Origin of the sequence: Streptomyces sp. enrichment culture, assembly GCF_964273145.1 — a bacterium.
Lineage (GTDB): Bacteria > Actinomycetota > Actinomycetes > Streptomycetales > Streptomycetaceae > Streptomyces.
Window position 1 is genome coordinate 5,446,828 of sequence record NZ_OZ186873.1, and the last position, 21,067, is coordinate 5,467,894.

A 21,067-nucleotide genomic window follows, 5' to 3' on the forward strand; every position below is an offset into this window, starting at 1 on the left:
GCGGAAGGACCGTCCGTGACGAGTGTCATCCCTCCCTCCAGCGGGCTGGAGGACCCGCCGCCCGGTGCCGAGGCCGGCGCGGTGCCCCCGCCCCCCGTCCGGCGGACCGGCTGGCGCGCCATGCTGCCGGCCTGGACGCCGAAGCTGGCCGTCGGCCTCGGCCTGGTGGTTGCCATCGCGCTGTTCGGCCTCATCGGGCCGGTGTTCGCAGGCGATCCGGACGCCATCCGCGACATCGGCCTCACCGCACCGAGCGGTGACCACTGGCTGGGCACCACCCAGACCGGCCAGGACGTGCTCGACCAGCTCACCCACGCCACGCGGGGATCGCTGCAGATCGGGTTGCTCGTCGGCGTCATGGCCACGGCCCTGTCCGCCGTGTTCGGTGTGATCGGCGGCTACCTCGGCGGCGTTGTCGACGAGGCGTTCTCGCTGTTCTCCAACGTCATGCTGGTCATCCCCGGTCTTCCGCTGGTGATCGTCATCTCGGGGTTCGTCCCCGCCGACCAGCGCGGATCGTGGACCATCGCCCTCGTCCTGGCCCTCACCGGCTGGGCCGCGGCGGCACGCGTCCTGCGCGCCCAGACCCTCTCCCTGCGCAACCGCGACTACGTGGCCGCGGCCAGGGTCGCCGGGGAGAAGCCCTGGCGCGTGGTCTGCGTGGAGATCCTGCCCAACCTGCTGCCGGTGCTGGCCTCGCAGTTCGTCTTCTCGGTGATCGCCGCCATCCTCAGCGAGGCGGGCCTGTCCTTCCTCGGCCTGGGCGCCTCCAACTCCTCCACGCTGGGCACCATGCTGTACTTCGCGCAGAACGGCTTCGCGCTCCAGCGGGAGGCGTGGTGGTGGTTCGTGCCGCCCGGCCTGATCATCGCCGCCTTCGGATGCGGGCTCGCCCTCGTCAACCTCAGCCTCGACGAGATCATCAACCCGCGGCTGCGCCGGCCCGGCCGCAAGCGGGCGGCCCGGGGCACCTCCGGGAGCAGCCGGAAGCACGCCGTGAGGAGCACCGCCGCATGAACCGGAATCCGTCGTCGACGTCCGCAACGGCAGCCGGGACGGGCACCCAGGAAGCGGTGCTGACGGTGCGGGACCTGAACGTCGTGTACCGGAGCGACCCGCCCGTGCACGCCGTCAAGGACGTCTCCCTCACGCTCCACCGGGGCGAGATCCTCGGCCTGGCCGGCGAGTCCGGCTGCGGCAAGAGCACCCTCGCCTACGCCGTCAACCGCCTCCACGACTGGCCCGCCGAAGTCACCTCCGGATCGGTCACCTTCCACGACCGTGACGGCCGGGACCTCGACCTGCTCGCCCTGCCCGCCGAGCAACTGCGCAGGTTCCGCTGGTCGAAGCTGTCCATGGTGTTCCAGGGCGCGATGAACGCCCTCAACCCGGTCGTCTCCGTACGGGCGCAACTGGAGGACGTGCTCACCACGCACCGCCCCGGCATGTCCAGGCAGGAGCGCAGGGCGCGCTGTGCCGAGGTGCTGGAACTCGTCGGTGTCGACCCCCGGCGGATGGACTCCTTCCCGCACGAGCTCTCCGGGGGCATGCGGCAGCGCGTGATGATCGCCATGGCCCTGCTGCTCGACCCCCAGGTCATGATCATGGACGAGCCCACCACCGCCCTCGACGTGCTGGTGCAGCGCGGCATCCTGCGCGAGATCCTCCGGCTGCGCGACGAACTCGGTTTCGCCGTCGTCTTCATCACCCACGACCTGCCCCTGCTGCTTGAACTGAGCGACCGCATCGCGGTGATGCTGCGGGGCGAGATCGTCGAGTACGACACCGCCGAGGCGGTCTACCGGCAGCCGCGCCATCCCTACACCCGGCGGCTGCTGGACTCCTTCCCGAGCCTCACGGGGGACCGCGGGGCCTTCCTGCGCGACGGTACGCCGGCCGCCCGGGAGACCGTGCCCGACGCGGAGCCCGCCGGCCCCGGCACGGCAGACCACGACCAGGTTCGTTCCCACAGGGGTGCCCGATGACCACGCTGGAAGTACGCGATCTCGTCAAGGAGTTCACGCTCAGGTCCGGCCTGCGCCGCACCCGGCTGCGGGCCGTCCACCGGGTCGGCTTCACGCTGCTGCCGGGCCGCACGGTCGCCCTCGTCGGGGCTTCCGGCTCGGGCAAGTCCACCGTCGCCCGTATGATCGCCCGCCTGGAGAAGCCCACGTCCGGCACCATCGCCGCCGTCGGCCCGGACGGGGCGCGGGTCGACGACCGCCGTTACCGGGACCATGTGCAGATGGTCTTCCAGGACCCGTTCGCCTCCCTCAACCCCTTCCACAGCATCGAACACCACCTGGCCCGGCCCCTGGTGCTGCACGGACGGGCGAAAGGACGCGAACAGGTCCGTGAGCGGGCGGCGCAGCTCCTGGAGCGCGTGAACCTCCCCGCCGGCCTCGTGGACCGGCGCCCGCACGAACTCTCGGGCGGCCAGCGCCAGCGCGTCGCCATCGCCCGCGCCCTCGCGCCCGGAGCACAGGTGATCGTCGCCGACGAGCCCGTCTCCATGCTGGACGTGTCGAGCCGTCTCGGCGTCCTCAACCTCCTGGCCAGGCTGCAGCGGGAGGACGAGCTCGCGGTGCTCTACATCACCCACGACCTGGCCACCGCACGGCACTTCTCCGACAGCGTCCTCGTGATGAACCGCGGGCGGATCGTCGAGCGCGGCCCGGCCGACGACGTCATCCTCAACCCGCAGCACCCCTACACCCAGACCCTGGCCGCCGCCGCCCCCAACCCCGAGCTGCGCGGCCGGCTGCGCTCGGCGGAGCCCGAACCGAAGGCGGCCTCCGACCGCGACCACCTCACGTACGACCACGACGCCCGGCGGTGGATCGACGTCGACACCGAGCCCGGCGCCCTCGGCGCCACGGCGGAGGCCTGACGCCGTGGAGAGCACCGGCGAACCGCCGATCCGGACGGGCACGGGATCGACCTGACGTCCGGGCCGCCCCCGGCCTGCCCGGCCGCTCCCTCGGCGCCCCGCCAGCGCACCCCGCGCCGACGCGGAAACCGCCCCCGGCCGAGACCGAGTCCTCGGACGGGGGCGGTTTCCCGGCAGCCACCGGCACCCCGGCACCACCGCCGGCGCCCGTCCGCGCCGCACGGGACGCACCCGCGCCGCGGCGGGCGGCCGGCCCGGGCCCCTCGCGGTCCGGCGGGGCTACACGCGCGTCGCCCTCAGCAGGACCAGCCGCTCCGGATACAGCACGGGCGCCTGCAGCCCGGCCTCCGCCAGCACGGAGCCGGGCAGCTCCACGCCCTCCTCGCTCCACCAGGGAAGACGGATGCCCCAGTGGTGCGCGATGCCGTCCGGCACGTCCCCCGGGGCCTGCGGACGGACCCGGTAGACGGCGTGCGGGTCCAGGCCGGGCAGCCGCACCGGACCGGCGGGGCAGACCTCGGACGTGCCGCCGGCGACCAGCGCGTAGACCGCCTCGGACCCGTCCCCGGCGACCACTCCGTGCACCTGGAGGGCCGGATCGGCGTGGTCGCCGTGGACCGCGGTCCCCGAGTGCAGCAGCGGACGCAGTTCCTTGTACAGGGCCACCCACCGCGCCAGCCGGTCCAGTTCCTCCGGCGCGGCGGAGGTCAGGTCCCATTCGATGCCGAAGTGACCGAACAGCGCGGTGCCGGCCCGGAAGTCGAGCGGGTGGCCGCGCCCGGTGGTGTGGGACACGGGCGAGCCGACGTGCGTGCCCATCAGCTCCAGCGGGACGAGGGCGTTGGTCCACCGCTGGATCTGCTGCCGCTCCAGGGCGTCGATGCAGTCGGACACCCACACCCGGTCCGTACGCTCCAGGATGCCGAGGTCCACCCGGCCGCCGCCCGAGGAGCAGGACTCGATCTCCACGCCGGGGTGCAGGGAACGCAGCTCGTCCAGCAGCCGGTAGACGGCCAGGGTCTGGTCGTGCACACCGGCCCGCCCCCCGGGCTGGTGCCCGGCCTCGACGAGGTCGCGGTTGTGGTCCCACTTCAGACAGGAGACGGGGTAGGTGGTCAGCAGGTCGTCCAGCCGCTGGAGGATGTACGCGTACGCCTCGGGCCGGGCCAGGTCCAGGACCTGCTGGTGGCGGGCGGCGCCGGGCAGCCGGCCGCCGGTGGCCATGATCCAGTCGGGGTGCGCGCGGGCCAGGTCGGAGTCCTCGTTGACCATCTCCGGTTCCACCCAGAGCCCGAACTCCATGCCGAGCCCGGTGACATGGTCCGTCAGCGGACCGAGCCCCTCGGGCCAGACCTCGTCGGAGACGTACCAGTCGCCGAGCGCCCGGCGGTCGTCACGCCGTGCGCCGAACCAGCCGTCGTCCAGGACGAACCGCTCCGCGCCCACCGCGGCCGCCGCGTCCGCGAGCCGTTTGAGCCGGTCCAGGTCCTGGTCGAAGTAGACCGCTTCCCAGGTGTTGACGACCACGGGCCGGGGCGAGGACGGGTGGTGCGGGCGGGCCCGCAGGTGGCGGTGGAAACGGGCGGACACCTCGTCCAGGCCGCGTCCGTAGGCGCCGTACTGCCAGGGCGTGGAGTAGCTCTCGCCCGGCCCGAGCGACACCTCGCCGGAGAGCAGCAGTTCCGCGGAGCCGAGCAGCGCGACGGAGTGGTAGGTGCGCTCGGCGAAGGTGCGGTGGTTGCCCGACCACGCCGTGTGCACGGCCCAGACCTCGCCGCTGCGGTTGCCGAAGCCCCGGGTGCCGGCCGCGAGCAGGTACGCCGCGTCGAAGCCGGTGCGGCCCCTGCGGTTCTCGCGGACCCGCAGCCCCTGGGTGAAGGCGGTGCGCTGGGGGCTGCGTTCGCGCAGGTGGTGACCGGTGAAGTCGAGCAGCTCCACGGCGGCGGCCGGAACGGGCAGGGTGAGGTTGACCGCGTCCACGGCGAACGGGGTGTCCGCGAGGTTGGTCACGGTGGCGCGCTGGCGCACCAGCCCCTCGGGCGTCAGCTCGATGGTCAGCGCCAGGCCGAGGGCCGCCGCCGTGTCGCGGGCGTGCACGACGACGGTGCCGTGGCGCTCGCCGCCGGTGCCCCCGTCGGCGGCGAGTTCGGTCCGGGTGACGCGGAAGGCGGAGGAGAAGTCCGCACCGCCGCGGTTGCCCACCAGCCCCGGCGTGCCCAGCCAGCCCGCCGACTGCTCGGGCAGCACGCAGACCTCGACGGGACGGTCGACGGAGAAGCCGACCGGCTGGGGCAGCGACGCCAGCCGCAGGGCGTGGAGGTGGGCCGCGGACAGGTCTCCCAGGTCGGCCCCCCAGTGCAGGACGCGCGGGAGGGTGCCCCCCGAGAAGTCCAGGACCACAGCGGTGCCCGCGGCGCGCAGATGGACCGGATCGGACGTGGAGGTGAGGGAATCGGCTGGCACGGCGGCGCCTCCTCGGGGTGGGCGTTCACGTGTCGTTGACTTACTTAATTCAGCGACGTAACAATGCTCGCGAGCCTAACGGCCCCGTCCGGAGGACACCAGGGTCCGGCGATGACGGATGTCCCGGCCGCGGGCTTCGATCCGACGGGAGTGAACATGGCGCGTACGACCCTGCACGAGGGCTGGCTCCTGAGCGCGACCCGCGGCCCGGTGCCGGACGCCGTCCGCGGGCGCACGGTGCCGGCCGAGGTGCCCGGCAGCGTGCACCTCGACCTGATGGCCGCGGGCCTCATACCCGACCCCTACCTCGACCGGGCCGAGGAGGAACTGGTCTGGATGCACCACACCGACTGGCGGTACCGCCTCACCTTCGAGGCGGCGGCCGCGCGGGCGGGGGAGCGCGTGGACCTGGTCTTCGACGGCCTGGACACCGTCGCGGCCGTCACCCTCAACGGCCGGCCGGTCGGCACCACGGCCAACATGCACCGCGGCTACCGCTTCGACGTCCGCCCCCACCTCGTCGACGGCGCCAACGACCTCACCGTGGACTTCGCCTCCGCCCTCCAGTACGCCGAGGAGACGGAAGCGGCGCTCGGCCGCCGCGAGCACGTCTATCCCCACCCGTTCAACATGGTGCGCAAGATGGCGTGCAGCTTCGGCTGGGACTGGGGCCCCGACCTGCAGACCGCCGGCATCTGGAAGCCCGTCCGCCTGGAACGCTGGCACACGGCACGACTGGAGCGCGTCCGGCCCCTGGTGAGCGTCGAACCCGACGGCACCGGAGTGGTGGAGGTGCACGCGGACGTCGAACGGGCCGCGGCCGACGGACCGGAGCTGGTGCTCACCGCCGAGGCCGGAGGGGCCCGGGCGCGCGCCGTGCTCGCCGCCGGCGACACCACCGCCGTACTCCGGCTCACCGTGCCCGACGCCAGGCTGTGGTGGCCCGCCGGCTACGGCGACCAGCCCCTGTACGACCTCCGTGTCGCCCTCGCCGCGGCCGAGGGGCACGGCGACCCCCTGGACACCGCCGACCGGCGCGTGGGCTTCAGGAACATCACCGTCGACACCACGCCCGACGAGACCGGCACCCCCTTCACCTTCGTCGTCAACGGCACCCGCGTCTTCGCCAAGGGCGCCAACTGGATCCCCGACGACCACTTCCTGACCCGGATCACCCGCGAACGCCTCGAACGCCGCGTCGAGCAGGCACGCGCCGCCCACATGAACATGCTGCGCGTCTGGGGCGGCGGCATCTACGAGACCGACGACTTCTACGACGTGTGCGACGAACGCGGCATGCTCGTCTGGCAGGACTTCCCCTTCGCCTGCGCCGCCTACCCCGAGGAGGAGCCGCTGCGCGGCGAGGTCGAGGCCGAGGCGCGCGAGAACGTCGCCCGGCTGGCCGGGCACCCGAGCCTGGCCCTGTGGAACGGCGGCAACGAGAACCTCTGGGGCTACGCCGACTGGGGCTGGCCCGGGCAACTGGCCGGCCGCACCTGGGGGCTGGGCTACTACACCGACCTGCTGCCGCGGATCGTCGCCGAACTCGACCCGACGACGCCCTACGCCGACGGCAGCCCCTACACCCCCGGCGCCCCGGTCGGCGGCACCCACCCCAACGACGAGGACCACGGCACGCGCCACGAGTGGGAGGTGTGGAACCGGCTCGACTACACCGCCTACCGCGACCACGTCCCGCGCTTCTGCTCCGAGTTCGGCTTCCAGGGCCCGCCGACCTGGGCCACCCTGACCCGCTGGATCCACGACGAGCCCCTCGGCCCCACCTCGCCCGCCTTCCTGCTCCACCAGAAGGCGGAGGACGGGAACGGCAAGCTGGAGCGCGGCATGGCCCCGCACCTGCCGACCCCGCGCTCCTTCACCGACTGGCACTGGGCCACGCAGCTCAACCAGGCCCGCGCCGTCGCCTTCGGCGTCGAGCACTTCCGCTCCTGGTGGCCCCGGACCGCCGGCACGCTGGTGTGGCAGCTCAACGACTGTTGGCCCGTCACCTCCTGGGCGGCCGTCGACAGCGACGAGCGCCCCAAGCCGCTGTGGTACGCGCTGCGCAGGGCCTACGCCCCGCGCATGCTGACCTTCCAGCCCCGCCGGGGCAGGCTCGTCGTCGCCGCGGTCAACGACACCGACGAGACCTGGACCGGCCGCCTGTCGCTCGACCGCCTGACACTCCAGGGCGTCGTCCTGGCCGGTGCTAAAGTCGACCTCCGGGTGGGCCCCCGTTCGGTCGTGCTCGTGGAACCGGACGACGCGCTGCTCACACCGGACGAGGTCAGGCAGGAGGTACTCGTGGCGTCCTCGGAGGACGTACGCGCCGTCCACACCTTCTGCGAGGACCGGGACCTCGCCTACCGGCCCGACGCGCTGAGCGCGCAGGCGCACGCGGTGCCGGGCGGCTACCGCGTCGACGTACGGGCCACCTCCTTCGTCCGCGACGCCGCCGTACTGGCCGACCACGTCGCCCCCGACGCCGTCGTCGACGACATGCTGGTCACCCTGCTGCCGGGCGAGACCCACACCTTCCACGTCCGCACCGGCCAGACCCTCGACCCCGCTGTCCTGACCGCCGCGCCCGTGCTGCGCTCCGTGAACAGCCTCTGCCACGCGACACCGGAGACCGGATGACCCCTGCCCACCGCGACCGCTCCCGGCCGGGCGCCCTGGGCCTCGTCCTCGCGCGCTCGACCCGCCTGCTCGGCGTGGAGCCCTTCTTCATGGAGTTCATCACCGGCGTGGAGGAGCGCCTGGTGGCCCGTGACATGTCGGTGCTGCTCCACGTCGTCCCGACGTACGAGGAGGAGATCGCCGCCTACCGCCGCTGGGCCGAGGGGGGCCTGGTCGACGCGGTGGCCGTGGTCAACCTCACCGAGGGCGACCGCAGGCCGGCCGTCCTGCGCGAGCTGGGCCTGCCGGCGGTCCTCGTCGGCACCTGGCGGGAGGACCCCGCACTGCCGGCCGTGCGCACCGACGACGGCGGCCCCGTCCGCGAGGCCGTGGCCCGGCTCGCGGAACTCGGGCACCGCGTCGTCGCCCGCGTCGCGGGACCGCGGACGCTGCTGCACACCCGGGCCCGCACCGCGGCCCAGGAGGAGGCGTGCCGGCAGGCGGGCGTCGAGGCGGTGGTCGTCGACGGCGACTACACGGCCGAGTGCGGGGCCCGGCTCACCGCCGAACTGCTCGGGCGCAGCCCCCGTCCGACGGCGATCCTCTACGACAACGACGTGATGGCGGTCGCCGGCCTGGCCACGGCCAAGGACCTGGGCCTGGAGGTTCCCGCCGATCTGTCGCTGATCGCCTGGGACGACTCCACCCTGTGCCGGCTGGCCTCGCCGCCGCTGACGACCATGACCGTCGACGTGCACCGCTTCGGCGTACTGGTCGCCGAAGCCGCCCTGGACCACATCGACGGGCGGCCCGCCACGGAACGCTGGTCCCCGACGGCCCACTTCGTGCAACGCGGAACGACGGGTCCCGCGCCCGCCCGGGCGGAGTGACGGGCCTGCCGGGCGGACGGGCGCGGAGCGGCACCGGGTCCGCCCGCGGCCGGTGCGGGACGTGCCGTGGCCCCGGGGCAGCCGGGACGGTGCCCACCGCCGGGTGACCGCTCCGCCCGGCGACGGACCGGTCGCCGCCCGGACCGCGCCGGATCCGCGCGGGCCGCACGCCACCCGGCGCCGGACGCCGCCACGGACCGGGACGGCGGTGCCGGGCGACGGGAGCGGCGGGGACGGCGCGCCGGCCCCCTTCGGCGCGGTGACCCGGCGGGCCGGTGTCAGCCCGACAGCCGGGCCTTCCAGATCTCCTCGCTGGGCCACCGGTGGGCCCAGTCGGCGGAAACCTCCGCGTAGTCCCGGTGCGCGGGCCGGGGCGCCTGGATCTCGATCAGGTCCTCGACGACGAAGCCGCAGGACCGGAGCAGGCGGAGCATCTCGCCGTGCGGCAGGACGAACTCCACGTGATCTCCCCGGTCCAGCCGGTCCAGGCCGAACTGCGCGCGGGACAGGGTGGTGGACGCCTGCCCCTCGGGCGGTGCGCACAGCGCGAACAGTGGCGAGTAGCGCATGAACACCAGCAGCCCGCCGGGGACGAGAAGCCGGGCGGCCTCCGGGATCCACCGGTAGGGGTCGCACCACAGCGAGGCGCCGTACTCGCTGATCGCCAGCTCGAAGGTGTCGTCGGCGCAGGGCACCGCCTCGGCCCCGCCCAGGACGAGGGGGAAGCCGACGCCGAACTCCGCCTGCATCGCGCGAGCCGTGGCGAGCTGTTTCTCCGACAGGTCGATCCCGACCGGGCGGGCCCCGGCCGCGGCCAGCCAAGCGGAAACGTAGGCGGTGCCGCACCCCAGCTCGATGGCGGACATCCCGGCCAGGTCGTCGGGGAGCACGCGGACCCGCGACTCGGGGGTGGCCCACAGTCCCCAGCGCGGTTCCGCCTGCGACCAGTGGTCGCGGGCGAGCGGCCCGTGCCACGCGGCCACCTCGTCGTCCCAGTAGCGCCGGTTCCGCTCCACGTGGTGTGCACGACCGTCATGAGCAGTCATGGAGGTATCCGAGCGGAGGGGCCACCGGTTCCGCAACGGGATTACCGGCTTTCCGCCCCCGCCGGGGCGGGGCACACGGCTGCTCCGCCGGTTCTTCGCCGCGCTGACCGGAACACCGCGGGATCAGCCGGCGACCGCCCCTCGACGACCGGGGGGTCAGGCGCGGCGCCACAGGGCGAGGGCGTCGGGAGTCGCGGACGGCCGCGCGGACCGCGGCCGGCCCGTCGCACCGCGCCCGGCGCGCGGCGGGACGCCGCTGTGCGAGGTGGACGACGACGGCCGCGCTCCGCCCGCGCCGAGCTTGCGGGTGCCCGGTCAGTCCGCGCGCTTCCACGTCAGCACCCGTTGCTGCACGCGGCCGTCGACGACGGCGTGCCCGCGCAGGGTCAGTACGTCGCCGTCGAGCGACAGGGTGCGGGTCTGCTCGGTGCCGGCCCAGGCCGGGTTGGAGCACACCTCGATGGCGTGGACGACGGTGTCGGGCGCGGTACGGCGCCAGCCGCCCGCGTATCCCATGTAGGCGACGGCGCCGGGCGCGGGGGTGCCGCGCGCCATGTTCACCGACATGTAGCCGTCCGCGTAGTACAGCAGCCCGTAGGGTTCGGGGCCGAGCGGTCCCTCGCTCGTGCGGCCCCGGTCGTCCTCGTCGTGGTAGGAGACGAGCTGCCACCGGCCCAGCAGCTCAGCCGCGGACATCGGGAGCCACCCCCACGGTCTCGGGGCGCACGCCGATGGCGATCAGCCGGGCCATCAGGTGCGGGAAGAACGGCAGGAGCCGGTTCAGCCGGACCACCAGCGGTCGGTCGGTGCTCTTGCGGTGGGCACTGGGATAGAGGTCCCCCAGCAGGTGGAGCTGCGCCAACTGGACCACGCGCATCGGCAGTTGGCGGCGGCGCTGCACGGCCCGCAGATGTTCCCTCCCCGGGGTGAGCCCGGCCCGCAGTACCGGGCCGAGTATCCGCGCCGCGGCGACGGCGTCCTGCACCGCCAGGTTGATGCCGACGCCGCCAGCCGGTGACATGGCGTGGGCCGCGTCACCGATGCACAGCACACCGGGGGCGTACCAGCGGCGCAGGCGGTCGATCCGGACGTCGAGCAGCTTGACGTCGTCCCAGTCGCGGATCTCCTCGTCGAGTCGTGCCGCGAAGCCGGGATGGGCGCGCCGGACATCGGCGCGGAACCGCTCGATCCCCGCGCCGCGCACCGCGTCGTATCCGCCTTTGGGGATCATCTGGACAGCCTGCCAGTAGGTCTGGCGGTTGATGGCCACCACCAGGTAGCCGGCGCGGGCCTTGATGGTGGGGACGACTTCCCCTTCGTGCCTGCTGAGCCGGAACCACAGGGCGTCCATCGGGGCCGCGTCGCCCGCCAGCGGCAGCGCGGCGGCCTCGCGGACGACGGAGCGCCGCCCGTCGGCGCCGACGACCAGCCTGGCCCGCACCTCGAGCGGACCGTTGGGGGTCTTCGCGACGACCCCGGAGACCCGCCCGCCCTCCTTGACCAGGCCGGTCACCTCGGCCTGCCGCTCCAGCCGGAAACCGGGCCGGGTCCGGCCGGCTCCGGCCAGGAAGTCGAGCACGTCCCACTGCGGCATGAACGCCATGAAACGGAACCGGCCGGGCAGCCGGCTGAAGTCGGCGAAGACGCACGGTCCGGCGGCGGTGTCCATCGTCATGGCCGGTGCCTTGGCGTGAGGCAGTCTCAGGAAGTCGTCGACCAGTCCCAGTTCGTCCATGACGCGCAGCGTCGAGGGGTGGACCGTGTCACCGCGGAAGTCCCGCAGGAAGTCCGGGTGCTTCTCCAGGACGGTGACCCGCACGCCCTGCCGGGCCAGCAGCAGGCCGGCCATGAGCCCTCCGGGTCCACCTCCGACCACGCACACGTCGGCCTGTTCGACTCTCACCGCACGCTCCTTCCTGACGCCGTGGCCGCGAAGGTGCCCGCGGGCGCTCGAGCCCTGGTCGAGCCGGTGGCGGAGCTGGAACCGCCCGAGATAGTCACTTTCCTCTAGGTAATGACTATGCCTTGCATAGTAACTTCGGGTGCAGTGCACCGGGCCGCGCGCCCACACGCCCCTCGTCACGATCGGAGACGGACCCCATGAGCAACGCCACCAAACTGGCGATCATCTACTACTCCTCCACGGGAGTGGGCACCGCCATCGCGAAGGAGATCGCCGAGGCGGCGGAGAAGGCCGGTGCCGACGTGCGCCTGCGGAAGGTGACCGAGCTGGCGCCGCAGGAAGCCATCGACTCCAACCCCGCCTGGGCCGCCCACCACCGTGAGACGGCGGATGTGCCCGTGGCGGTCGCGGACGACGTCGCCTGGGCGGACGCGGTGATCTTCGGCAGCCCGACCCGCTTCGGCAACATCTCCTCGCAGCTCAAGCAGTTCATCGACACCCTCGGTCCGCTGTGGATGCGCGGTGAGCTGTCCGACAAGGTCTACAGCGGATTCACCTCGTCCGCGACGCAGCACGGCGGCCAGGAGTCCACGCTGCTCGCCCTCTACAACTCCTTCCACCACTTCGGCGGCATCGTCGTGGCCCCGGGCTTCGTCGACCAGGGCAAGTGGGCGGACGGCAACCCGTACGGCACCTCGCACGTGGACGGCAACGGCACGGTTCCGGTCGACGACGTCACGCGCGGTGCGGCCCGGATCCAGGCCGAGCGGGTGGTGCGCATCGCCGGCGCGGTGAAGGCCGGTCTGGCGGCGCTCTGACCGGTGACGGCCGACGCGCCCGCCCTCCCCGGGAAACCCCCGGGGAGGGCGGGCGCGTCGGCGTTCGCGTGCGGGGCTCACGTGTCCTGGTTCGCCCGGCGGGCGGCCAGGACCTTCTCCATGTGCTGCGCGGACCACTCCGCGAGGGCGTTGAACACCGGGATGAGCGTTCGCGCCAGTTCGGTCGACTCGTACTCCACGCGTGGCGGCATCTCGGCGAAGTAGGAACGCGTCACCAGTCCGTCGCGCTCCATCTGCCGCAGCCGCTGGGTGAGCACCTTGGGCGTGCAGTCCGGCAGCAGCTTCTGCAGCTCCGTGAAGCGCAGCTTCCCGTGGTGGTTGAGCACCCAGAGCACCGGAGTCGTCCACCGGCCGAAGACCAGGTCGATGACCGGGGTGATGGGGCACGGACCGGACTCCGGTCCGCGTGTCCCCGGTGGCCGATTCGCGTTCATGCTTCCTCCCTCAACAGCTACTATCCTCTTGGTAATTACTATACTTTGCAGAGTAACTTCCTTTCCGCGCCTCCAGACGGGGCGCTGCGGAAAGGAGACACCATGGCCACGAACATGGTCCTGCCCCGACGCTCGGGAGGGCGGCCGGAGACCGGCCGCACCGTGCACGCGCAGCTCAGCCAGACAGGTCCGATGGAACTGCATCAAGAGCTGTGGCACCGGATGGCGAAGCTGGACGGCGTGGCTGTCGGACGCAGCCATGTGTCGTTGCCGCGGTCGCGGGCCCTGCACCTGGAGCCCGCCCTTGCCGAGGGACCCGACGCCGCCTTCCTCGCCGGCACCGAGTTCGCGCACCTGCACTCCGTGGACGACGGCAGCCTGCACGTGATGCTGCCGTTCGCATGGGCGGCCGACGCGATCGAGGCCGGCTGGGCGGAGTACCACCCGCTGGTCGCCAGGGGGCTGCTGCCGCAGAGCGCGGTGATGGTCTACGGACCGCGCGACCCTCACGAGCTGGACGTCGTCTGGCAGCTGGTCGAGCGGAGCTACGCCTTCGCCCGCGGCCTGCTCTGAACCGCCCCACCCCCACCCGATTCCCGAAAGGACAACCGCGCATGAGCGCCTCCGCCTTCGGCACCTTCAGCGTCCTGGTCATCAGGACCGACAACCTGCCCGCCATGACGGAGTTCTACCGCGACATCCTCGGCCTGGAGCCCAAGGCGTCCGGCGAGACCTTCTCCGCCTTCCACACCGGCGCCGGCGGTGAACTCGTGCTGTGGAAGGACGCGGTGCGGCCGTTCGTCCCCGGTTTCGCCGGCGCCGACCTGGAGGCCGCCCGCACCGACCTGGTCAAGAGGGGCGGCGAGCCCACGGAGATCGACGACCACCCGGGCGGCAAGCACTTCTACCTCACCGACCCCGACGGCAACACCATCGCGTTCAGCAACGGCTGACCTGCCGCCGGTGTCCCTGCCGCCGGATCCCCCGTCCGGCGGCGGGCCCCACCCCCGCGACTCCTCCCGACGAAGGACCTTTCGACCATGGCCCCCTCCCGTGTTCAGGCCAAGCGGCTCGGTGTTTATCTCTCCGGATGCGCGGTGTTCGCCGCGGGCGCCACCTTGTTCATCCACTCCTCCTACGGCGTCGACCCGCTGGACACGCTCGCCCTCGGGATGCTGGAACACCTGCCCCTCACCATCGGCATCGCCCAGGCCGCCGTGGCCGTCGTCTGCATCGCCATCTGGTCGGTGTGGAACCGGCGCCGTCCGGTCGTCTCCCCGTTCATCACCTTCTTCCTGTGCGGAAGCCTGATCGACCTGATGCGGCTGGCGGACACCTCCGCCGTCCCCGCGCCGCTCCAGCTGGCCCTCGGCGTTCTGCTGTGCGCCTACGGCTCGGCCCTCATCATCATGAGCGGTATCGGCATCCGCGCCATGGATCTGGTTGTCCTGACCATGACATCACGGTGGCGCTGGCCGTTCTGGGTGGCCAAGGCGTCGGTGGAGGCCGTGCTCCTCACGCTCGGCTTCCTCCTCGGCGGGCCGGTCGGCGTCGGGACCCTGTGCTTCCTCGTCTTCGTCGACGGCCTCATCCAGCCGTTCATGATCCTCAACCAGCGTGCCCTGGGCATGGAGAACCGGGGCCTGACGGTCGCCACCTCCCTCCCGGCCCCGGCCGTGGCCGTTCAGCGCTCCTGAACGGGGCGCGACCGCACACAGCGACGGAAAGGACCACCGTGACCGCGTCTTTCCCCCCTTCCGGTTCCGCTCCCGCGTCGTCACGAGTACCGCTCGGCACCACCGGCATGACGATCTCCCGCGTCGGACTCGGGACCTGGTCCCTCGGCAGTACGGACTGGGGCCCCCAGGACGACACCGACTCGATCGCGACCATCGGAGAGGCCGTCGGCTCGGGCGTCAACTGGATCGACACCGCGGCCGCCTACGGCCTCGGCCACTCCGAGCGGGTCGTCGGCCGCGCTCTGGCCGCCCTGGCCCCGCACGAGCGTCCGTACGTCTTCACCAAGTGCGGCGTCGTCCCCGACGAGCGCGGGCTGCGCAAGGTGATGACCCCGGCCAGTGTCCGCACCGAACTGGAGAACTCGCTGCGCCGCCTCGGCGTGGACCACATCGACCTCTACCAGGTGCACTGGCCCGGCGACGGAAAGCTGCTCGCCTGGGGCCCGGTGACCGACGACCCCGGCGCCCCGGACCTGGGCACCCCGCTGGAGGAGTACTGGCAGACCATGGCCGACCTCAAGCGCGAGGGCAAGGTCCGCGCCATCGGCCTGTCCAACCACGGCGTCGACGAACTCGAACGTGCCGCGGCGATCGCCCCGGTCGACGCCGTGCAGCCGCCGTTCTCCGCACTCGACCGCGGCACCGCCGACGTCCTCGCCTGGTGCGCGCGCTCCGGCGCCGGCGCGATCGTGTACCAGGCGCTGAAATCGGGCCTGCTCACCGGTGCCTGCACCGCCGAGCGGGTGGCCGCCCTCCCCGAGACCGACTGGCGGCGCCAGGCCCCCGACTTCACCACCGCACTGCACCGCAACCTCGCCGTCGCCGACACCCTCGGCAAGGTCGCGGCCCGGCACGGCGTCACCACCGCCGCGGTGGCCATCGCCTGGGTCCTGGCCTGGCCCGGCGTCACCGGAGCGATCATCGGCGCACGCAGGCCCGGACAGGCCGCGGACTGGGCCGCGGCGGCGGACCTCCGGCTCGGCGAGGACGACCGGCGGGAGATCTCCCAGGCCCTGCGCACCCATGTGCCCGAGGCCGGTCCCGTGCATCCTTGACCCGGCGCCAACCGGACCCGAACCCCGCGGCCCACGACCCTGGAGGACCCCCTTGTCCGACCAATCCCCACCGGCCAGGCCCGCCCGGGCGGCGCTTTCCGTGCTGCTCTTCGCCTCCACCCTCGCCGTCATGGCCGGCTCGATCATCACCCCCGTCCTGGAGGTCATCCGCGGCGACCTCGACGTCAGCGGCACCGCCGCGGGACTCATCATCACCGCGCACGGCCTCGCCATCGCCGTGACCAGCCCCGTCGTGGGCCGGTTGATCGACCGCTTCGGCGTCCGGGGCCCGCTCACCGCCGGACTCGTCCTCTACGCGGTGGCGGGCGCGGCGGGGCTGTTCACCGACGACTACGCCCTGCTGATCGTCAGCCGGCTCGTGTTCGGGATCGGTGCGGCGGCCGTCTTCAGCGGCACGACCGTGGCCATGCTCAGCCTGTACCAGGGCCCCGAGCGCGACCGGGTCATGGGCTGGCGTTCCACCGCGACCAGCGTCGGCGGTGTCGTGTGGCCGCTGATCGGCGGCGCGCTGGGCGGCCTGTCCTGGCACGCGCCGTTCGGCGTCTACCTGGTCGGCATCCCCATCGCCCTGGCCACGCTGCTCACCCTGCCCGACGACCCGCCCCCTCCCGCGGGCAAGAACGCCGGCCTGCTGCCGCTGCTGCGCACCCGGCCCGCGCTCGTCGGCTACTACGCCCTGCAGGCGGCGGCCGCCGTGCTGCTGTACGGCGTCGTGGTCTTCCTGCCCCAGCGGCTCGGCGAGATCGGCATCGAGTCACCGTTCCTCGTCTCCCTCTACACCGTCGCCATGATGGCGGCCATGAGTCTGGTGGGACTGGTGTACGCCAAGCTGCGGGCGGCCGCCGGCTATCCCACACTGCTGCGGACCGCCGCCCTGACCTGGGTGGCCGCCTTCGCCCTGCTGGGCCTGGCCGACCAGCCGTGGCTGATCGTCGTCGCGCCCGTCCTGTTCGGCATCGGGCAGGGCATCGCCTTCCCCGCCCTGACCGTCCTGGTGGGCGAGGCGGCCCCGGCCGAACTGCGCGGCCAGGCCACCTCGCTGTCCGGCACGGCCAACTTCGCCGGCCAGTTCGTCTCGCCGCTCATCCTCGGTCCGGTGATCGGGGCCACCTCGATCACCTCCGGCTTCCTCACGGCGGCCGGCCTCTCCCTGGTCGTGCTGCTGGCGCTGAGCGGCATGCGCGACACCCCGCGGCAGGCAGCCGGCCCCGCCTCGCCCGGTGCGCCGGACGCGACGGCCGACTCCCCCCAGGCGCGGCGCGCTTGACAGCACCTCACGCCCCCACGCACCGGCTCCGGAACCCAGGCGACCCCAGCCCGGGTTCCGGAGCCGGTCCCGCGTCGCCGGGCGGGGGACCGGCTCCACCGGCCCGCCGCGGCGCTCGAACCATGGCAGGACATCTCACCCCCGGTTCCTCGGACATGCGGGAGAACTCCATGGCACCATCCGATCTCGACCCTCTGATCCTCGGTTTCACGGCCCTGTCCGAAGGCGCGGTCACGGACGCGGCCGCGCCGCGCGGCCCGTCGGCGCCGCCCCGCGCGGTCCCCGCCGGGCCCCTGCGGATGCGGCAGGCGCGCTCCGGCGGACATCACCATCCGGGCGGACCGCACCCTTCCGGCGGGGCGGCCGCCCGTGACGCCCCCGCAGCGCCCGGTGAGCGGCAGTCCGGACCGACGGGCCCCGTCCTGATCCGGTCCACCCTCCTGGGGGCGGCCATCGCGTGCCTCATCCAGTTGGTGTGCATGGTGGCCGGTGCGGTCCACCCCCTCCGCGACGGAGGCGGGGGCGCCGACACGGGCGAGGGCTGGCTGGTCGTCGCGGCGGCGGCGGTCTGCGCGTGGCCGGCGGCCATGGGGGTGCGCGGATCGCGTGGCCGGCAGGTGTTCCTCGCCGCGTCGGCCTTCGTCCTCGTGTGGGTCCTGCCCCCCGCGCACCTCGCCTACGTGGCCCTGTGCACCGTCGTCTCGGCGGCGGGCGGATGCGCGCTGCGGCGCGTCACGGCCGCCCTGGCGGCCACTCGGGCCAAGGTGTGGGCGGAACGCGGGCGGCTGCTGCGGGAACGCCGGCGTCTCCGCCGCGACCTGCACGATCTGATGGGCTACACGCTGTCGGCCGTCGTGGTCCAGGCGGAACTGCTGAACCGGCGACTGGCGCAGGAGGGCGCAGCCGCCTCGCCGGAGGCCGCCGAACTGGTCCGCCTGGGGCGCCATGCCGGATACTGCCCGCCGCGGCCGACGCCCCCCACCCCGTGCCCGGTGGGTTTCCGGTCCGGCTCCACTCCTGTCGCCGAACTCCCGTCGCCGCCCTCGAGCGCAGCGGTCGCACCCGCGCCCCCGACGCACGGCACGCCTTCGCCTCACTGCCTCAAGCGCCTTCGTGACCTGGGCGCGTGCCGCGGGAGGCGCGGCCGGCGACCGATTGCCCTCCCTGGCCGTGAGTCACGTCATCCGGACGCCGGGAGCCGCCCGAAAGAGGGAGCGCGCGAAGATCGGCGTCCAGCACGCGCATCAACCCACCGACCCGTCCGCCCCCACCCGGTGCCGCCGGGAAGCGCGTGGGCACCTCGACGCCGACCGCAGTCGCGTGGCGCACGGCCCGCCGAAGGTGTTCGGCGCCGAGGGCCCGATCGTCGCCGGCGACGAGTTCGGCCGCTCCGGCCGCGTGGGCGGCGGCTCCGAGTATGTGCTTGACCTGGGTGGCCTTGGCCGGCGGATGCAGATAGGCGGCGCCCGCCGCGGACGCCGCCGCCCACGCAGCCTCGCGCGCGGCCGCGGTGTCCGCGCTCCCGGCCGCCTTGAGGGCCGCCGGCGCCGTGTCGCGCAGCGCCTTCCCGCGCTCGCCGCCCCGGGCGAACCCCCACGCGGCACCGACGGTGTCCCGGGGGCGGGTCATCCGGCCGGTCGGCCTCGAATATCCCGAGCGCCACCTGCGCGCACGCCGCGGCGAACGCGGTGACCTCACGGAGCTCCTGCTTGCTCAGAACGGTCTCGCTCGCTTCACCTGTCACGACCCCGTCCTCGGCCGCTGCCCCGGGCGGGAAGGCGGCACGGCCCGCCAACCCGACTGCCGAAGGGGCGACTTGGCTCCCCGGTTCCCGGAATGCCCTGACACGGGGCCGCGTACGCCGCGTACGCCGGAAGCGGTGGTGCCCGGTTCTCATCGGTCTGCGGTAAATGCCTGGACCGGAAACCTCCCCGGACGGGAAACTTCCGACTTCCGAACCTCGGGGAGTGAGATGGGGACGACAGACACGCCAGGGCCGACGCCGAGCAGGGGCGCGGTCGTTCTGGTACTGCGCCGTTACGGCCGGGAACTGCTGCGGCTGAAGCTGCTGGCCCTGCCCGCGCTGCTGCTGCCGGCCGTGGGCAACATCGGCATCCGCTACATCGCCCCCCTGCTGATCGCCAAACTGGCGGGGCGGGCCGCCGACGAGGGCGGCCTCACCCTCGCCTCGGCGCTGCCATACGTGCTGGGCTTCGGTGTGACGCTGCTGCTCGCCGAGGCCGTGTGGCGGATCGGGCAGCACTGCCTCAACCGCGTGGACGCCCTCGGCATGGAACACCTGTACGTGAGCGGCATGGACGAACTCTTCGCCAAGGACGCGGCGTTCTTCCACGACAACTTCGCCGGCTCCCTGACCAAACGGGTGCTCAGCTTCGGCAAGCGCTTCGAGGACTTCGTCGACACGGTGACGTACCGGATCGTGGGCAGCCTCGTCCCCCTGGTGTTCGGTGCCGTGGTGCTGTGGGGCTACGAACCGGTGCTCGTCGTCGGCCTCCTGGTGATGATCGTGCTGACCGCGGTGGCCGCGACACCGCTGATCCGTCGCCGGCAAAGGCTCGTCAACGAACGCGAGGCGGCGATCGCCCGGGTCTCCGGCCACGTCGCCGACAGCCTCACGAACATGGAGACCATCCGGGCGTTCGCGGCCGAGCGGCGGGAGGCCGACGAGCACCGCAGCCGTGTCGCGGACTCCCGGCGCCTGACGCTGAAGTCGTGGGACTACGGCAATCTGCGCGTCGACACCCTGATCGCCCCCCTGTCCGTGCTGACCAACGTGCTGGGCCTGCTGGCCGTCATCGCCTTCGGCGGCTCGGGACAGGGAGTGGAGGAGGTCGTCGTCGCGTTCACCTACTACTCCAACGCGACCCAGATCATGTTCGAGTTCAACCAGATCTACCGGCGTCTGGAGAGCTCGATGACCGAGGCCGCGCAATTCACGGAGCTGCTGCTGGACCCGCCCACCGTGCTCGACCCGGCCGAACCCGAACCGCTCGCACCGCGGGACACCGGCATCCGCTTCGAGGCGGTGACCTTCGCCCACGCGGGTGCGAAGCCGATCTTCCAGGGGCTCGACCTGGACGTGCCCGCGGGCGCGCGGATCGGTCTGGTCGGCAGGTCCGGCGGCGGCAAGACCACGCTCACCCGGCTCCTGCTGCGGATGTCGGACATCGACGGCGGACGCATCCTGATCGGTGGCCAGGACATCAGCCGGCTGCGCCAGGCCGACCTGCGCTCCCTGATCGCCTGCGTCCCGCAGGAGCCCGCCATGTTCCACCGCAGCCTGCGGGACAACATCGCCTTCGCCCGGCCCGGCGCCACCGACGACGAGATCCGCGCGGCGGCCGCGGCCGCGCACGTCACGGAATTCGCCGACCAGCTCCCCGACGGCTTCGCCACCTTGGTGGGGGAGCGGGGGGTGAAACTCTCGGGCGGCCAGCGCCAGCGCGTCGCCCTCGCCAGGGCCATCCTGCGTGACGCCCCCATCCTGCTGCTCGACGAGGCGACCAGCGCGCTCGACTCGGAGAGCGAGCTCCTCGTCCAGGACGCCCTGTGGCGGTCGATGGACGGACGCACGGCCCTCGTGGTCGCCCACCGCCTGAGCACCGTCGCCGGCATGGACCGTCTCGTCGTCCTCGACCGCGGGAGCGTCGTCGAGCAGGGCACCCACGAGGAACTGCTCGCGGCGGGCGGCGCCTACGCCAAGCTGTGGCAGCACCAGTCGGGCGGTTTCCTCGGCGGGAGCGGCGGGCCGGCCCCCGGGCGCCCGGCCCCGCAAGCCGGTCCCCGTGGGCTCCCCGGACCGGCCGGACCGGTGCCGGACGGGGTTCCCCGTCGCCGGCCGTCGCCGGATTCGGGGTACCCCGCGGGCCGGGGCTGAGCG

The 21,067-nt window shown here is 73.2% G+C and carries 18 protein-coding genes and 1 pseudogene; 13 read left to right on the top strand and 6 right to left on the bottom strand.

The window, feature by feature from the left end; translation table 11 throughout:
• Positions 1–15: 15 nt before the first annotated feature.
• The 3 genes from ACSU6Z_RS24240 to ACSU6Z_RS24250 are packed head-to-tail and all read left to right on the top strand — an operon-like array spanning position 16 to position 2,890.
• A complete protein-coding gene (locus ACSU6Z_RS24240) occupies positions 16–1,017 on the top strand; it encodes an ABC transporter permease (protein WP_437048689.1) in 1,002 nt (333 codons plus the stop codon).
• Positions 1,014–1,985 carry an ABC transporter ATP-binding protein gene (locus ACSU6Z_RS24245; RefSeq protein WP_437048690.1) on the top strand — a complete coding sequence of 324 codons (972 nt, stop codon included), beginning with the start codon at positions 1,014–1,016 and terminating at the stop codon, positions 1,983–1,985. The genes ACSU6Z_RS24240 and ACSU6Z_RS24245 overlap by 4 nt, the downstream gene beginning before the upstream one ends.
• Positions 1,982–2,890 (top strand): ABC transporter ATP-binding protein, encoded by a 909-nt coding sequence (locus ACSU6Z_RS24250; RefSeq protein WP_437048692.1) that lies wholly within the window; start codon positions 1,982–1,984, stop codon positions 2,888–2,890. Before ACSU6Z_RS24245 ends, ACSU6Z_RS24250 begins: the two co-directional genes overlap by 4 nt.
• A 279-nt stretch (positions 2,891–3,169) precedes the next feature.
• On the opposite strand, the gene ACSU6Z_RS24255 is transcribed toward ACSU6Z_RS24250, so the two are convergent.
• Positions 3,170–5,353, bottom strand: coding sequence for an alpha-galactosidase (locus tag ACSU6Z_RS24255; protein ID WP_437048694.1), 2,184 nt, complete (start codon positions 5,351–5,353; stop codon positions 3,170–3,172).
• A 156-nt stretch (positions 5,354–5,509) separates the two neighbouring features.
• Here ACSU6Z_RS24255 and ACSU6Z_RS24260 point away from each other — a divergent pair, with 156 nt between their 5' ends.
• Both ACSU6Z_RS24260 and ACSU6Z_RS24265 read left to right on the top strand, forming a co-directional pair.
• Complete coding sequence (locus ACSU6Z_RS24260; protein WP_437048696.1) at positions 5,510–7,993, top strand: glycoside hydrolase family 2 protein; 2,484 nt, start codon at positions 5,510–5,512, stop codon at positions 7,991–7,993.
• On the top strand, positions 7,990–8,862 hold the full coding sequence (locus ACSU6Z_RS24265) for a LacI family DNA-binding transcriptional regulator (RefSeq protein ID WP_437048698.1): 873 nt from the start codon (positions 7,990–7,992) through the stop codon (positions 8,860–8,862). Before ACSU6Z_RS24260 ends, ACSU6Z_RS24265 begins: the two co-directional genes overlap by 4 nt.
• A gap of 278 nt (positions 8,863–9,140) precedes the next feature.
• Here the strand turns inward: ACSU6Z_RS24265 and ACSU6Z_RS24270 are convergent, their stop codons facing one another.
• From ACSU6Z_RS24270 to ACSU6Z_RS24280, 3 genes are all read right to left on the bottom strand, one after another.
• On the bottom strand, positions 9,141–9,908 hold the full coding sequence (locus tag ACSU6Z_RS24270; protein WP_437048700.1) for a class I SAM-dependent methyltransferase: 768 nt from the start codon (positions 9,906–9,908) through the stop codon (positions 9,141–9,143).
• Positions 9,909–10,223: 315 nt separating this feature from the next.
• Positions 10,224–10,604: a lipocalin-like domain-containing protein gene (locus ACSU6Z_RS24275; RefSeq protein ID WP_437048701.1), complete on the bottom strand. Its 381-nt coding sequence runs from the start codon at positions 10,602–10,604 to the stop codon at positions 10,224–10,226.
• On the bottom strand, positions 10,591–11,811 hold the full coding sequence (locus tag ACSU6Z_RS24280; RefSeq protein ID WP_437048703.1) for an FAD-dependent oxidoreductase: 1,221 nt from the start codon (positions 11,809–11,811) through the stop codon (positions 10,591–10,593). The genes ACSU6Z_RS24275 and ACSU6Z_RS24280 overlap by 14 nt, the downstream gene beginning before the upstream one ends.
• 197 nt (positions 11,812–12,008) lie before the next feature.
• Between ACSU6Z_RS24280 and wrbA the strand changes: the two genes are divergently transcribed.
• Positions 12,009–12,629, top strand: coding sequence for an NAD(P)H:quinone oxidoreductase (wrbA, locus tag ACSU6Z_RS24285; RefSeq protein ID WP_437048705.1), 621 nt, complete (start codon positions 12,009–12,011; stop codon positions 12,627–12,629).
• A 77-nt stretch (positions 12,630–12,706) separates the two neighbouring features.
• On the opposite strand, the gene ACSU6Z_RS24290 is transcribed toward wrbA, so the two are convergent.
• The gene (locus ACSU6Z_RS24290; protein ID WP_437048707.1) at positions 12,707–13,084 is read right to left on the bottom strand and encodes a winged helix-turn-helix transcriptional regulator; all 378 of its coding nucleotides are present in this window, start codon (positions 13,082–13,084) and stop codon (positions 12,707–12,709) included.
• 102 nt (positions 13,085–13,186) lie between these two features.
• On the opposite strand from ACSU6Z_RS24290, the gene ACSU6Z_RS24295 reads away from it, so the two are divergent.
• The 6 genes and pseudogenes from ACSU6Z_RS24295 to ACSU6Z_RS24320 form a co-directional block, all read left to right on the top strand.
• Positions 13,187–13,657, top strand: coding sequence for a luciferase domain-containing protein (locus ACSU6Z_RS24295; RefSeq protein WP_437048708.1), 471 nt, complete (start codon positions 13,187–13,189; stop codon positions 13,655–13,657).
• Between the two features lie 41 nt (positions 13,658–13,698).
• Positions 13,699–14,037, top strand: a complete 339-nt coding sequence (locus tag ACSU6Z_RS24300) for a VOC family protein (protein ID WP_437048710.1) — start codon at positions 13,699–13,701, stop codon at positions 14,035–14,037.
• 87 nt (positions 14,038–14,124) lie between these two features.
• On the top strand, positions 14,125–14,781 hold the full coding sequence (locus tag ACSU6Z_RS24305) for a YczE/YyaS/YitT family protein (RefSeq protein WP_437048711.1): 657 nt from the start codon (positions 14,125–14,127) through the stop codon (positions 14,779–14,781).
• 38 nt (positions 14,782–14,819) lie between these two features.
• Positions 14,820–15,878 (top strand): aldo/keto reductase, encoded by a 1,059-nt coding sequence (locus ACSU6Z_RS24310; RefSeq protein ID WP_437048713.1) that lies wholly within the window; start codon positions 14,820–14,822, stop codon positions 15,876–15,878.
• Positions 15,879–15,930: 52 nt separating this feature from the next.
• Positions 15,931–17,166 (top strand): MFS transporter, encoded by a 1,236-nt coding sequence (locus tag ACSU6Z_RS24315; protein ID WP_437048714.1) that lies wholly within the window; start codon positions 15,931–15,933, stop codon positions 17,164–17,166.
• A 587-nt stretch (positions 17,167–17,753) separates the two neighbouring features.
• Positions 17,754–18,104: pseudogene (locus tag ACSU6Z_RS24320) on the top strand (histidine kinase); the annotation flags it as partial.
• A gap of 163 nt (positions 18,105–18,267) precedes the next feature.
• Here the strand turns inward: ACSU6Z_RS24320 and ACSU6Z_RS24325 are convergent.
• Complete coding sequence (locus ACSU6Z_RS24325) at positions 18,268–18,795, bottom strand: putative immunity protein (protein WP_437050538.1); 528 nt, start codon at positions 18,793–18,795, stop codon at positions 18,268–18,270.
• Positions 18,796–19,138: 343 nt separating this feature from the next.
• Here ACSU6Z_RS24325 and ACSU6Z_RS24330 point away from each other — a divergent pair, with 343 nt between their 5' ends.
• On the top strand, positions 19,139–21,064 hold the full coding sequence (locus ACSU6Z_RS24330; RefSeq protein ID WP_437048716.1) for an ABC transporter ATP-binding protein: 1,926 nt from the start codon (positions 19,139–19,141) through the stop codon (positions 21,062–21,064).
• The last annotated feature ends 3 nt before the right edge of the window (positions 21,065–21,067 follow it).

Coding starts and splice junctions, on each gene's coding strand:
- ACSU6Z_RS24305 (WP_437048711.1), top strand. CDS start 14,125: ATGGCCCCCTCCCGTGTTCAGGCCAAGCGGCTCGGTGTTTATCTCTCC.
- ACSU6Z_RS24260 (WP_437048696.1), top strand. CDS start 5,510: ATGGCGCGTACGACCCTGCACGAGGGCTGGCTCCTGAGCGCGACCCGC.
- ACSU6Z_RS24295 (WP_437048708.1), top strand. CDS start 13,187: ATGGCCACGAACATGGTCCTGCCCCGACGCTCGGGAGGGCGGCCGGAG.
- ACSU6Z_RS24290 (WP_437048707.1), bottom strand. CDS start 13,084: ATGAACGCGAATCGGCCACCGGGGACACGCGGACCGGAGTCCGGTCCG.
- ACSU6Z_RS24270 (WP_437048700.1), bottom strand. CDS start 9,908: ATGACTGCTCATGACGGTCGTGCACACCACGTGGAGCGGAACCGGCGC.
- ACSU6Z_RS24330 (WP_437048716.1), top strand. CDS start 19,139: ATGGGGACGACAGACACGCCAGGGCCGACGCCGAGCAGGGGCGCGGTC.
- ACSU6Z_RS24245 (WP_437048690.1), top strand. CDS start 1,014: ATGAACCGGAATCCGTCGTCGACGTCCGCAACGGCAGCCGGGACGGGC.
- wrbA (WP_437048705.1), top strand. CDS start 12,009: ATGAGCAACGCCACCAAACTGGCGATCATCTACTACTCCTCCACGGGA.
- ACSU6Z_RS24250 (WP_437048692.1), top strand. CDS start 1,982: ATGACCACGCTGGAAGTACGCGATCTCGTCAAGGAGTTCACGCTCAGG.
- ACSU6Z_RS24275 (WP_437048701.1), bottom strand. CDS start 10,604: ATGTCCGCGGCTGAGCTGCTGGGCCGGTGGCAGCTCGTCTCCTACCAC.
- ACSU6Z_RS24325 (WP_437050538.1), bottom strand. CDS start 18,795: ATGACCCGCCCCCGGGACACCGTCGGTGCCGCGTGGGGGTTCGCCCGG.
- ACSU6Z_RS24265 (WP_437048698.1), top strand. CDS start 7,990: ATGACCCCTGCCCACCGCGACCGCTCCCGGCCGGGCGCCCTGGGCCTC.
- ACSU6Z_RS24300 (WP_437048710.1), top strand. CDS start 13,699: ATGAGCGCCTCCGCCTTCGGCACCTTCAGCGTCCTGGTCATCAGGACC.